This window comes from Shouchella sp. JSM 1781072, from assembly GCF_041949915.1.
GTDB lineage: Bacteria > Bacillota > Bacilli > Bacillales > Bacillaceae_D > Shouchella.
Genome location: NZ_JBHFQE010000002.1, coordinates 43,919 through 56,942 on the forward strand (window position 1 = coordinate 43,919; position 13,024 = coordinate 56,942).

The window sequence follows — 13,024 nt, forward strand, 5'->3', positions numbered from 1 at the left end:
TCCGATTGGCAGCCTACTTTTTCTTTTTAGTTTGAGTTTTGTCGGTCAAAATCATATTCGTCCCCTTGTTTTTTGTTTCATTTATCTACTATCTACAGCATTATTAATCAGTAATTTGCTTTATTATCGCTTTTATATTGATTTTCTAACTTCATCCGTTTTTTTACAGCTTAATAATGTAGGTGGACTCGGTTCGAGTACAGTTGAGCTCTTTTCACCCTACGATTTGCTACTGCTTATTGATGTCCTGTTCTTTTGTTCATTTGCGTGGTTCTTTAGCAAAAAGAAGGAAGCAATTAGTCGTCCAAACGGAAAACCATATTTCATAACAGCCGGCTCCTTTCTCGCTCTCACCGTTGGCTTGAGCTTGGTACAAAATCCGTATGTGCTACAACATGATTATGAGCGCGATCAAATGGTCTCGTCTCTTGGAATCTATAATTATCAACTCATTAATGTTGCTCAATCCATACAAGCACCTTTAAAAGGGATACTTGCCAACCAAACGGTTGCATCGGAAATTAAAGGAGAGATGGTCGACCCTCCTCCACCTGACACTTCTACGTTTGGACTAGCTTCTGGGAAAAATGTTGTTTTTATAAGCTTAGAGTCTGTACAAAATTTTGTCATTCAACAAGAAAATAACGGCGAGGAATTAACCCCTTTTTTAAACCGTTTACTTGCCGATAGCTTTTACTTTCCAAACATTTATGATCAAACAGCACAAGGTAAATCATCGGATATGGAGTTTATGCTTGATACAGGTTTTTATCCTTTATCAAGCGGTTCTGCTTTTGTGAGAAGCTATACAAATACATTTCAGTCACTGCCACGGATCCTTGAACAGCATAATGGGTATACATCTGCAGCCTTTCATGCTAACGATGCTACTTTTTGGAATCGCGAGTTAATGTACGATGCGCTTGGGTATCATCATTTCTTTTCAAAAGAGATGTACAACGTTACAGTAGACGAAAGTGTAAATTATGGTTTAAAAGATAAGCCGTTTTTTGAACAATCTGTTCCGCTTCTAAAAGAATTAGAAGAACCCTATTCTGCAAAATTCATTACATTAACGAACCACTTTCCGTTTCTTTTGGAAGAGGAAGATCAATTGATTGAAGAAGGCGAGACCGACGTAGGTATCGTTAATCGCTACTTTACGACAGTTCGTTATTTAGATGCGGCGGTCGAACAGTTCTTTCAGCAATTAAAAGACGAAGACATGTATGAAGACACAATGTTTGTTTTATACGGAGATCACTACGGTATTTCTCGTCAATATGAAAAAGGCGTCCATCAATTTTTGGATCAAGAAGAAACGACGTTCTCTCATATTGATTTACAAAAGGTGCCGTTGATTATCCATATTCCAGGACAAACAGGACGTACAATTGAAACAGAAGGTGGACAAATTGATATCCATTCAACGGTTCTTCATCTTCTCGGGATCTCAACAAATGCAAACTTATCTTTTAGCTACGATTTATTTACTCGCCCAAGCGACATGCCGATTATATTTCGAGATGGTCATTTTATTGCGCAAGATTTTCTTTTTGCCGATCATGCCTGTTATGAGCGTTCAAGCAACACCATGATTCCAATACAATCTTGTTCACCCAAACAAGCAATTGTTCGAGAACAACTTCAGCTCTCGGATGATTTTCTGTTAGGCGATTTACTTCGATTTATGGAGTGAAAGATTTCTTGAGAATCGAATGAATTTCATAATAAGTAGTAGTTATTTACACGAATGATAACAGCAATATTGGTTGTAACATTCGTCTTATTAAATGGCGACGACTCCCTCGGGAACAGCACGTGTCCGAAGACAATGGAGCGCTTTTTTGCGGAAATGGCTGAGGCCGTGCCCGGGGAAAGCGTTCGCCATTTTAAAATAGTGTGTACGTCATTTTAGCTGCTAACTCGAATTATGAAATTGACTCAATCTCTCATTCTTAAAATCTTTTTTCTACTTTGTGTTTAAAAGATTACTAGCATGGTCAGAATGTCTCTTATACCGTTGGTGAGGAGGACATTCACATGAACAATAATAAAATGCAAATCAATGGTTTTATTTTAATCGTAACTCTCGCTTGCTTACTGCTTGCTGTTATACCCGCATACGCAGTTGAACAAGGAGAAGTAACCGTAAACACAACGTTAAATGTACGGAATGCCCCTAGCACGACTGCAGAGGTCGTAGGGGTAAAATATAATGGTGACATGGTTGAATTTATTGATGAAGGTCAAGGCTGGGGACGTCTTGCCGATGGAACAGGCTACATTAGTCTCGACTGGGTGAAACGAATTGACGTAACGCCTCCACCTCCTGAAAACAACCCTGAGCCAAAACGAATCATGCTCGATCCAGGTCATGGTGCTCATGACAGTGGCGCTGCTGCAAATGGATTAATGGAAAAGGATGTTGTATTAGATATTGCGCATAAAACAAAGAAACGACTAGAAGAATTAGGCTATGTTGTGAATATGACGAGGGAAACGGATGTCTTTCTTTCCTTAGAAGAGCGAGTAGCTGTGACCTCAGCATGGGGCGCAGACCAATTTGTTAGCATCCATGCAAATGGGCATACGAACGTCGAAGCAGCTGGGATTGAAACCTTTTACCATCCGTCGAGTACGACCGGTAAAGCAATGGCACAATCGACACAAAATTCCCTACTTGCTGATACTGGTGCCGTAGATCGAAGTGTCAAACAAGAAACGTTTCATGTGTTACGTAACAGCCCTGTCCCAGCGATTCTTGTAGAAGTTGGGTTTATTACGAATGCAGAAGAAGCCGCAAAGCTCGCAGATGATTCTTATCAAACAACAATTGCCCATGCCATTGCAAAAGGGATTGTCGAACAATAATACTGTACTCTCGCACCATCTCCTTTTAAACTATGAATATAGTAAGAAAAGGAGGCTATTATGAAAACATTTGTGTTACCAGGAACAGATTTAAACGTTTCCAACATGATCTTAGGCAATATGCGAATAAATGGATTAGATGATGCTTCCATTCAGAAATTAATTCAAACTGCTTATGAAGAAGGAATTAATTTTTATGACCACGCCGATATTTATGGCGGCGGTGAATGTGAATCGTTATTTGCAAAAGCGCTTTCTCATACGGACATTTCCCGGGAAAAAATTGTCTTACAAAGTAAATGCGGCATTCGAAAAGGAACAACGGGTTTCTATGATTTTTCAAAAGACCACATCCTCACGTCCGTCGACGCGATTCTACAGCGTTTGAACACGGAGTATTTGGATATTCTATTATTGCACAGACCTGATCCATTAATGGAACCTGATGAAGTCGCTGCAGCATTTCAACAGCTCCATGATCGTGGAAAAGTTCGTCATTTTGGTGTATCGAATCACACACCACAACAAATCGAATTGTTGCAACGTTCGGTCGATCAAAAACTTATTGTGAACCAAGTACAATACAGCCTTGCGCACACACCGTTAATTGACTCAAGTATGTCGCTAAACATGAAGACTGATGAATCTGTCAATCGAGACGCTGGAACGCTTGATTATAGTCGTCTGAATGAGATTACTTTACAAGCTTGGTCTCCTTATCAAAATGGATTTTTTGCAGGCACGTTTATTGGCAATCACAAAGAATTCCCAGAGCTTAATGATGTACTTGAGCGTTTAGCAAAACAGTATAATGTCACTGCTACAGCAATCGCTACCGCATGGATTACGAGGCATCCAGCTAATATCCAAGTTGTGGTAGGGTCAACAAAACCAAGTAGAGTAAAAGAAGCTTGTGCTGGCTCAGCCATTCCGTTATCAAGGGAAGAATGGACAGAGCTTTATGCAGCAGCCGGTAACCCAATTCCTTAAAAAAACTTCCGTCGATAGTCTCGACGGAAGTTTCTTCTTAACGTTGTTCTAATCGTGCAATTCGATCGTTCAAATCAGGGTGTGTCGACATCAATTTCATCATTGATTTTCCACCATTAATCTTCATCGTTTGAACAGCAGTATCGTCTAAATGATCCCCTGCTTTCGCGCGATTTACATACTGTTGCAATGAACGTAGCGCATGAACCATTTTATCTTTTCCTGCCAAGTCTGCACCACCACGATCTGCGTGGAATTCACGATGACGTGAATAGGCACTAATAACAAGGCTTCCTAGTATAGAAAAGAGAATTTGTAAAATAATAATTGAAGCGAATTGGACAATAAACTGAAATTCCGGGCGCACAAAGCGTGATAGAACAATTGCAATCACACGGGAGAAGAACACTACAAATGTATTAACAATTCCTTGCAATAGCGTCATTGTAACCATATCACCATTCGCAACGTGGGCAACTTCGTGTGCGATAACACCTTCAACAGCATCGTCGTCCATCGTGTCTAATAATCCTGATGAGACCGCTACGAGCGATCGTTTTTTTGATGGACCTGTTGCAAATGCATTCACTTCATTACTTTGATAAATGCCCACCTCTGGCATATGCACTAAGCCAGCTGCTCTTGATAAGCGATGAACTTTTTCTACAATTGCTTTCTCATCTCTAGACATTGGACCATCAGGATCGATTACTTTGACCTTCATCATCGTTTTTGCGATCCAACGAGACATCGCTAATGAAATAAAGGAACCTGCAAACCCAACAATCGCACTAAATAATAAAATAACAGCAAATTGGATGGAACCATCACTCGATACGAATGATCCATCAATGCCTGTAAACTGAATGATCAATGACCACACAAGAAAAATTGTTGTTAGAACAAGAATATTCGTTCCAATAAACAACATAATTCGTTTCCCCATTATACCCCTCCATAAATCCTTTTTCTCAGTGTACCATGGGTTCTCTTGTTGCTAAATAGAATGGTAGCGAGAATCTTTCCGTTTTAATAGAAATTCACATATCTGTTACATTTCTTCCTTTATTCTTAAACCTAATAATCGTGCGAAGCCAACCGCTTGATCTCTCGACACAATCAACCCAGCGATCACTTGCTGTGACGCCTCTATTCGGTTATAGGTACATGTACTTATATCAACACCCATTAATGGCGTTTCAAAAAAACTGATATCATCTATATCACACTCATTCAGGTATAACCCTTTGATCTTCCCATTTGCTACATTCATTTGTTTCATTGACGACTTTGTAAACTGAACTTGCTTGATTCGAACATCAATAAAGTTACTTAAATTCAACATGCTATTTGAGAAAGTTGTTTGCGCCAGATGAGCATTTGAAAAATGACTCCCAATCAACTTGCAATCAATAAATTCCACCCGATGAAAAATACTTTCTGAGAAATCCACATTTGAAAAATCACAGTTTATAAATTGCACATCCGTAAAATCTGCACGAGGCATCTGTGCACCTGTAAACGTCGTGCGTGACACGCGAGCGTTTGAAAGGACGAATCGCTCAACTATTACATCACGTGCATCTTCTTCATTGATCGATATGTAGACAGCTTCGTTCTCATGCTCCTCTATCATTTTGAGCAACTTTCTTTCTGTTAAAGACTCCGGTATTTTTGGTGCCTCAATTCTCATGGTTTACACCCCTAATTAAAACAAGCTAAGCCTATTGTTGCACAATGGCTTAGCCTTGTATAGATTGATACTACTAATTGATTCTCAATTGCGACCCTTACGTTGCGTCGCCAAACGTCGCGTCTCCTAATGTTGCATCTCCAAATGTTGCATCTCCAGCAGTTGCATCCCCTGCATCTCCACAATTAGGACGTTCCTCTGGACGATTTTTAGGACGTTCGTTACAAGAATTGCAACGCTTTTTGCAGCGACAACCAGGACAGATACGTGCTGAGAAGCCTTTTGAAGGTTTATAATGTCCATACCCACCAGTTCCGTAGTAACTCATTCCATTCACCTCCCAAACTTAAGGTCTTCTATACCTTATGCAAATGGAATGTTGAACGTATGGACAAAGTTCCTGCTCTGTTCACCTATTTTAAGCGACTATCTAATTCTCTTTTGAAAAATCAATGATGCGTATATAATTGTTGTTCTCATCTTTACAAACGGCATATCGACCTGGGGGGATGTCTTTTGGTGGTTTTACGAATTGAAACAACTCTTTTTTCTCCAGGTAAAAAGTATCCACACTTTCAACGAGAAACATGCCTCCCGCTTCTAACTCTTTTTCATCTTCTTCAATCATCATTTGTACATCGCTTTCAGGTAAATGTAAAGCAACTGTATGATCGCCTTCTCGCCAAGCTTCTTCAAATCCTAGCATGTCCCGATAGATTTTTAAGGACTCTTTCAGATTTTTCACTGGATAATATAAAAACACAAGCTTCATTCTAACACCTCTTTTTTATAATTTAATTATGTATAACATAAGGTGATTATGTATACCGTATAATATTTACGCTTTTCTGTCAATTTGTTATACTAAATCTTATGAGACATTTTCCATATCCCGGTACAAAAAAAGAACGTGTACTTAAAGCAGCGATGCATCTTTTCTCTCAGCAGCCGTATGAAGCGATTCCAATTCATGACCTTGCTCAACAAGCCGGTGTCACTATTGGCACAATTTATCATCATTTTCAGTCAAAACTTGGTCTATATGAGGTCATTTGCAATGAAATAGAAAGAAGAGTTTTAGATCGAATGGAAGGAGCCATTGAACTTGTTCCAGAAAGGAATAATGGTATTTATCTTGCTTTAATAAGTGGTATCACTTTCTCCTATAAATATGGCTTCACTTTAATTTTTGCTGAGAAAAATCACTACCTTTCAGAAGACGGAATCTCCCTCTTTTTAAAAGAAGCGACCCGTACTAGTTTGCCAACCCATCTATTGCTTTTTTCTGCATGGCAAACATTAAATAAGGAGTTAGCCAATGAAACGATTACATTAAATGAAGCCATTTCTCTATTAAAATGGCAATCTGGACGATTAGACTTGTTACACCCCTCACCACACTTACCCTAAAGGAGTGATGACCTTGGATTATGTAAAAGCTTTACGCAAAAAAGTAGGAAATGACCCTTTGCTGTTGCCTGGAGCGGTCGTGCTTATTTTTAATGATCAGGGAGAATTGTTACTTGAACATCGCAAAGATGGAGGATGGGGACTTCCGGGTGGTCTTATGGAACTTGGTGAGACGATTGAAGGGACAGCTACTCGCGAAGTTTTTGAAGAAACGGGGCTCGTGATTACATCTCTTCAATTACTCGGCATTTTTTCAGGCGAAGACTACCATTTTACCTTTCAAAATGGGGATGAAATTTATTCCGTTACTGCGGTTTATTGGACCAATCAGTATAGCGGCAAGTTAAAACATAACAGCAATGAATCCGTTGATGTGAAATTTTTCAAGACGCTCCCTCCTGAACTGAAAGATGAATACAAAGATTACATCTTGCCCTATTACTCATCAATTATCGAAAAACAAAGAACATCCACGCATGAGTAAGCAAGCTGGATGTTCTTCGCTAAGCCTTGGCGATTAAAAGAGTTAAATCAATTGTGATTGTCGATTGACCTTCTTCAATATACATTTGCTTCGCTTCTGCCGAAACAGACCATCCGAGTGGCGACATGTTGACGATCGCTTGACGCTCTGTTTGAGTTAATTCTTTTTTATACTGAACTATCTTTATCTGTACTTCAGAAAAATGCTGGTTAAATAAGGCTACGGTTTGGTGGTTTGAATACGTTACGTTTGTTGTTTCGTTCGTGTATTCTCTTAGTTCTTGGAGATAGTTCTCACCTGGTATTACTTTAATCAGTTTCCCACCTTGTTTTAATACTCTCTTGAATTCAGCGTAATTTGAAGGAGATAAGATGTTTAGTATGACGTTGATTGATTCATTTTGAAACGGAAGATTGGCTAAATCTCCTACCATCCATACGCTATCTCGATAAAGTTTCCCCGCTTGGTTAATGCCATCTTTTGATAAGTCTAATCCAATTGGAACGATGTCCGGGACTCTTTTCTTAAGTTCATTCAAGTGAGAACCTTCACCTGTTCCAGCATCTAGTATCACATCTTTATTTTTTAGCTCTAAAGAAATGGGCTCATAAATTGGCGCATATAGCTGAAATTGCTGAATCATGTTATGTCTTGCTTGGAACAACGGCCCATTATATTGACTATTTGCAGCCTGTTTCACTAAGAATAGTGATCCTTGTTTCGATAAATCAAATGAGTGATTCTCCGCACATGTGAAACGATACGATTGATCCCACACTAAAACTTGCCGACAGAAGGGGCACCTTAACTGTTTGTCTAGCTGTCCAATTAATGCTGCAGCAGCATCGCGTTTACTCTTTAACTCCCCCATATGTCACCTTCTTTCCCCTATACTCTAACATAGGCTTTACCATAAAAGAAGTCACTCACTCCCTTTATTACCCAGTTGTTCTTACGGAAATGCCTGGGAAGATCTTTCTATTTTCATTGCAATCTGTTAAAATTAGTACGAATATACTGTAAAGCATGAATGAAAAGAGGCCTTTTATGCTCGATCAAACAGCAAAACTATTATTTATTTCGTTAAAAAAAGAGATGGAATCGAAGTTAAGTCGAGAGCTAACAATAGAAGAGCAACAATTTTTAAAAGAAATGTCTAAAAAAAATAGCCAAGCCATGCAATAGTAGATCATCTATGAAAAAAACAGAAAAAGCGCTTTACGACAAGCGTCTCTATCTAGAGAGTGTTGTCGATAGCGCTTTTTTGTCTTCCCATTCTAAAGATCCTTTGCCTCCTGAACGTCTTTTCCGCCTTTTGCAAGAAAATAAAACGCTGCTAAAGCCGCAATGCTTGATAGGAACATGATTAATCCCATTGGTACAGCCGTATCTTCACCTGCAATACCGACAAGTGGTGCCGTTATCGCTCCAATTACAAACGGCAATAACCCAAGTAACGCTGAGGCACTACCCGCTCTCCCCCCTTGTGCTTCCATTGCCAAAGAGAAAGATGTCGTTCCAATCATACCAATCATAGAAACAAATAAGAAGATGGGGATCACAATCGTAAATAATGGTCCATTCATGATCGTCATAATGAGCAATACGCTACTGGCGATACTAGCCGTTATTAACCCAAAACGAAGAAATGAACGCTCAGGTATAATTCCTGCATATCGGCCGACTAAATGAGTCCCAACAATAATCCCTAACCCATTTACGGCAAACAACAGACTAAATACTTGGGGTGATACATTGTAGATACCTTGATAAACAAAAGGAGTTCCTGACACGTATGCAAAAATTCCTCCCATCATTAACCCTTGAGTGAACGCAAAACCCATAAATGTTCGATCTAATAGTAAGCTCTTAAATGTCCGCAATGTATGACCGATACTGCTTTGCGTTCGATTTTCTTCAGGCAACGTCTCTTTTAAGCGATTAATGACAATCAGAACAATGACAAGACCAAGGATAGCCAGTGTAATAAAAATCCAGTTCCAATTAGCACCTGGTAACAACAAAACTGCGCTACCAAAAACAGGAGCTAAAATCGGCGCTAACCCATTAATAAGCATTAATAATGAGAAAAATTTCGTTAGTTCTCTTCCATTAAATAAATCACGGACAATCGCTCTTGAAATGACGATTCCCGCTGCTGCTGTGAAACCTTGCATAAACCTCGCCACTATCAGTGTTGTAATATTTGGTGCCATCGCACAAGCTAAAGACGCGAGCACATACAAAAAGATTGATATAACAAGCGGTTTTTTTCTTCCTTTCGAGTCACTCAACGGTCCAACAACTAGTTGACCTGTACCTAGACCTAACAAACAAGCAGTTAAGCTGAGCTGTACCAACGAAGCTGGTGAGCCTAAATCCGATGCAATAGACGGAAAGCTAGGTAAATACATATCAATCGTTAGTGGTCCAAACGCTGCCAACGTCCCGAGTAATAAGGCTAAACCGAACCGTTTTTTACCCGTAATTGCTGTTTGCTCCAAATTAACCCTTCTCTCCCAATAATGTGAAATCGTTCTCACAAAAGTCTGTATTTATCGCTTCTTTCCTATTTTGCCACTCTTTTAAGGGAAAATAAAGATGTATTTCTACTACATGTTCGTGAATTTAAAAATGTGGATTGTGGTCTATCTGAATCGGGTACGTTAGTAGAGGAAAGTACGAAAGGAGCTACATGCGATGTTTACACTCATTGATTTAGGAAGACTTATTATGTCTGCATTAGTCATTTTACCTATTGTTACAGTTATTCGAGAATCCGGCTATTATTTAACAGCTGTATTACTTGGAGCATCGAATAAAAATTTGGTTGTTGGTAGCGGTCCCAAACTTTTTTCTTTAAAAACGATTGAAGTTCGTCGTTATTTTTTTATGTTTAGCTGGATGGAATATGATGAAGTAAACCCAAAAAACCGCTTTTGGCACGGCTTGATTTATGCGTCTCCAATCTTATCTTGTATGATTGTAGCCATTATCATCAATTCACTCTTATCAGCCTCCATCTTACCTGAAAACATGTTTTGGAGTACATTCATGTTTTACGTTTTTTACTTTGTGTTCTTTGATATTATTCCGGTTTACTTACCAGATGGTCAACCAACCAATGGCCGCGCTATTTTTGACTTAATTTGGCACGGAGAGCGATCAGATTACTTAAAACAAAAACAAGAAGAGGAAAAAGATGAAGAACGCTCTTATACGGATTCACAAGAAGAAACGATGAAAAATCGGGATAAAGATCGACAAGAACGAGATGATCATTCAAATCCAAATAAAGACGACAATGAAAAAAGCTATACAAAAGAACAAGAAGAAACAATGGAAAATAGCGATGAAAAAGAAGAGGACTTTTCTGATCATACAAGAAAAGATGGATAAAAAAGAATCTTCATGAACATTCATGAAGATTCTTTTTGTACTACTAAACGAGCTTTAAAATTAATGTCCGCTCAAAACGTGTGGCTGCTAACAAAAGGATCTTTTTGAAAATAATGTCCCCATAATGATCGAAATCGTCCCAGTTCTCGCATCCACTCTTCTTGCTTGTCGATTGTTTGCAAACGCCCTCTTGAAATCGATTCATGATGATATAGTTTAGCTTCTGGGATCAACACATTTCGTTTGCCTCGAGCATAAAGCTCCATACAAAAATGCATATCGTTGTAAGACGATTCAAAAGCTTCATCTAGTCCGCCAACTTCCTCATAAAGCGATCGCTTTACCATCAGACATGCTCCTGTTACAGCTAAAAAATTTCTTTGTAACTGCACAAGTTTTGAAACCGCATTGTCGCCCAGAAGTCCTTTATAAAACGAGTGGATAGGCGCCACATCATTAAAGATGGCTCCAGCATGTTGGACATGGCCACTTTGATAGTAAAGCAACGCACCGACCGCGCCAATTTCTTCTTGAATGGCATAACCCGCCATATCTTCAAGCCACATGGAAGACAGAACTTCAATGTCGTTGTTCAATAATACGATTAATTCACCAGTTGATTTTTTTACTGCTTCGTTATTTAAAGCAGAAAAATTAAATGGTCGGTCATCTCGAATCACACGAAATCGATTTGCCTCTTGCTGCTTCCATTTTTCAAACAGAGCAGCCGTCTCATTTTCAACAGATCCATTATCAACAACCAGAACTTCAAAATGTTGATACGTCGTTTTCTCAAAAATCGATACCAAACAACGTTCTAGTAATCCCGGCTGATCTCGGGTACATATAAGAATGCTTATTTTCACTTGATCCGGTACGTTCATACGTATGGCATAAAGATTTGACTCTTCGTCTTTTATAAACACTTTGCCACTTTGCTTTCTTCTTACGAGCGCTTCCTCTAGCGCCTTTTTTCCAAGCTGAACCGTTTCTTGTTGTCTCGTTTCATCGCTTTCCCATTCACATAAATCAGAGGCCAAGCGCTTATGATAAGCATATTTTTCCACTCTTTCAACTGAAGCTGCTACCTCCGTTATTCTTAAATAGAAATCATAGTCACTTGCCTGCCCATATTGCGTTCGGAATGCACCTGAACTTTTTAAAAGTTTCGTCGAAATCATCACACCAGTTCCTAAGTAATTATGGGCTAAAAGAAGTTCTGGTGACCATGCCGGCTTTTCGTACACATTAACAAACGTACCTGTTTCGTTTATATACGCTTCATGACTATATACGACGTCCGCTTCTGTTCGCATCAACCACGCAATGCCATTTACCGCTAACCGATCATCAGGCTGTAGAATTAACACTTGTTCTCCCATAACGACCGACAACCCTTGATTGATTAAAGAAGCCTTTGTGCCTACCCCACTTCCTTTCATAATACGGAGGTTTTGATTATGCACTTCTTCTTTAAACTGATCAATGAGATTGTCTGGAATACTTTCATGAATTACAACGATGCAATCCACAGCTTGATACGATTGATTTTGAACAGAGCGCACGGCTTCTAATAAATACTTAATATTGACGTCGTATACTGGAATGACAACTGAAACGACCGGACCGTCGCATAAGCTAAGTGCAGGTTCTTTTTCTTGCAAAAGATAATATGCATGCTCATCAGGAATATCATGTCTCATAGCTGTTAAAAGTGGGGCTAAATTTCGTTTGTTTTCAAGTAACTTAAAAGCTCGATAGCGATTATAATTCATCAAATGGTTCGTGCCATCCCACTCAATGTTAAAATGTTGATGTTTTTTTGACCAAGCAAGAGATAAAAACGTATTAAGCAACATAGGGGTCGCTTGTGTGATCGCGAGTTCATGTGGTGTCTCTTCTTCAAATTCTAATGAAACCTGGAGCTTGGTTAGATGAGGAGAAAGATAACAAGAGAATAGATGCTGGTTAACAAGTTTGCTATCTAACAAGCCAATCTCCTCACTCCACGTTTGTTTAAAACCAGCTTGATCGAATGTCCAATAAAGCCTAATCGGTACAGAATGCTTGCCTTTATAAGTAAAAGATAGAAAATACCAGCCAGAAGGAAGATCTCCATCGATCTGATAAAAGACATGATTATTGGGAGTAACATGGCTAAATTTTGCCTTCAT

14 protein-coding genes are annotated in these 13,024 nt (G+C 39.1%); 7 read left to right on the top strand and 7 right to left on the bottom strand.

Annotated elements, in window-relative coordinates; all coding sequences use genetic code 11:
• Window positions 1-31 precede the first annotated feature (31 nt).
• From ACE1TH_RS09550 to ACE1TH_RS09560, 3 genes are all read left to right on the top strand, one after another.
• Window positions 32-1,699, top strand: a complete 1,668-nt coding sequence (locus ACE1TH_RS09550) for an LTA synthase family protein (protein ID WP_375078833.1) — start codon at window positions 32-34, stop codon at window positions 1,697-1,699.
• Between the two features lie 344 nt (window positions 1,700-2,043).
• The gene (locus ACE1TH_RS09555) at window positions 2,044-2,874 is read left to right on the top strand and encodes an N-acetylmuramoyl-L-alanine amidase family protein (RefSeq protein ID WP_375078834.1); all 831 of its coding nucleotides are present in this window, start codon (window positions 2,044-2,046) and stop codon (window positions 2,872-2,874) included.
• 60 nt (window positions 2,875-2,934) lie between these two features.
• On the top strand, window positions 2,935-3,864 hold the full coding sequence (locus tag ACE1TH_RS09560; protein ID WP_099302225.1) for an aldo/keto reductase: 930 nt from the start codon (window positions 2,935-2,937) through the stop codon (window positions 3,862-3,864).
• A 37-nt stretch (window positions 3,865-3,901) separates the two neighbouring features.
• Here ACE1TH_RS09560 and htpX read toward each other — a convergent pair whose 3' ends face one another.
• From htpX to ACE1TH_RS09580, 4 genes are all read right to left on the bottom strand, one after another.
• Window positions 3,902-4,810: a protease HtpX gene (gene htpX / locus ACE1TH_RS09565; RefSeq protein ID WP_099302226.1), complete on the bottom strand. Its 909-nt coding sequence runs from the start codon at window positions 4,808-4,810 to the stop codon at window positions 3,902-3,904.
• 105 nt (window positions 4,811-4,915) lie between these two features.
• Window positions 4,916-5,557: a pentapeptide repeat-containing protein gene (locus tag ACE1TH_RS09570; protein ID WP_375078835.1), complete on the bottom strand. Its 642-nt coding sequence runs from the start codon at window positions 5,555-5,557 to the stop codon at window positions 4,916-4,918.
• A gap of 97 nt (window positions 5,558-5,654) precedes the next feature.
• Entirely contained in the window at window positions 5,655-5,885 is a 231-nt protein-coding gene (locus ACE1TH_RS09575; RefSeq protein WP_375078836.1) for a hypothetical protein, read from the bottom strand.
• A 102-nt stretch (window positions 5,886-5,987) separates the two neighbouring features.
• Window positions 5,988-6,329, bottom strand: coding sequence for a VOC family protein (locus ACE1TH_RS09580; protein ID WP_375078837.1), 342 nt, complete (start codon window positions 6,327-6,329; stop codon window positions 5,988-5,990).
• Between the two features lie 101 nt (window positions 6,330-6,430).
• On the opposite strand from ACE1TH_RS09580, the gene ACE1TH_RS09585 reads away from it, so the two are divergent.
• Together ACE1TH_RS09585 and ACE1TH_RS09590 are read left to right on the top strand one after the other, a co-directional pair.
• On the top strand, window positions 6,431-6,967 hold the full coding sequence (locus ACE1TH_RS09585) for a TetR/AcrR family transcriptional regulator (protein ID WP_375078838.1): 537 nt from the start codon (window positions 6,431-6,433) through the stop codon (window positions 6,965-6,967).
• A gap of 13 nt (window positions 6,968-6,980) precedes the next feature.
• The gene (locus tag ACE1TH_RS09590; RefSeq protein WP_483882521.1) at window positions 6,981-7,451 is read left to right on the top strand and encodes an NUDIX hydrolase; all 471 of its coding nucleotides are present in this window, start codon (window positions 6,981-6,983) and stop codon (window positions 7,449-7,451) included.
• Window positions 7,452-7,470: 19 nt separating this feature from the next.
• On the opposite strand, the gene ACE1TH_RS09595 is transcribed toward ACE1TH_RS09590, so the two are convergent.
• Complete coding sequence (locus ACE1TH_RS09595) at window positions 7,471-8,322, bottom strand: methyltransferase domain-containing protein (RefSeq protein ID WP_375078840.1); 852 nt, start codon at window positions 8,320-8,322, stop codon at window positions 7,471-7,473.
• A 176-nt stretch (window positions 8,323-8,498) separates the two neighbouring features.
• Here ACE1TH_RS09595 and ACE1TH_RS09600 point away from each other — a divergent pair, with 176 nt between their 5' ends.
• A complete protein-coding gene (locus tag ACE1TH_RS09600; RefSeq protein WP_176554337.1) occupies window positions 8,499-8,636 on the top strand; it encodes a hypothetical protein in 138 nt (45 codons plus the stop codon).
• Between the two features lie 92 nt (window positions 8,637-8,728).
• On the opposite strand, the gene ACE1TH_RS09605 is transcribed toward ACE1TH_RS09600, so the two are convergent.
• On the bottom strand, window positions 8,729-9,955 hold the full coding sequence (locus ACE1TH_RS09605; protein ID WP_255224826.1) for a multidrug effflux MFS transporter: 1,227 nt from the start codon (window positions 9,953-9,955) through the stop codon (window positions 8,729-8,731).
• 196 nt (window positions 9,956-10,151) lie between these two features.
• Here ACE1TH_RS09605 and ACE1TH_RS09610 point away from each other — a divergent pair, with 196 nt between their 5' ends.
• Window positions 10,152-10,850 carry a hypothetical protein gene (locus tag ACE1TH_RS09610; protein ID WP_375078841.1) on the top strand — a complete coding sequence of 233 codons (699 nt, stop codon included), beginning with the start codon at window positions 10,152-10,154 and terminating at the stop codon, window positions 10,848-10,850.
• A gap of 71 nt (window positions 10,851-10,921) precedes the next feature.
• Here the strand turns inward: ACE1TH_RS09610 and ACE1TH_RS09615 are convergent, their stop codons facing one another.
• A complete protein-coding gene (locus ACE1TH_RS09615) occupies window positions 10,922-13,024 on the bottom strand; it encodes a glycosyltransferase family 2 protein (protein ID WP_255224824.1) in 2,103 nt (700 codons plus the stop codon).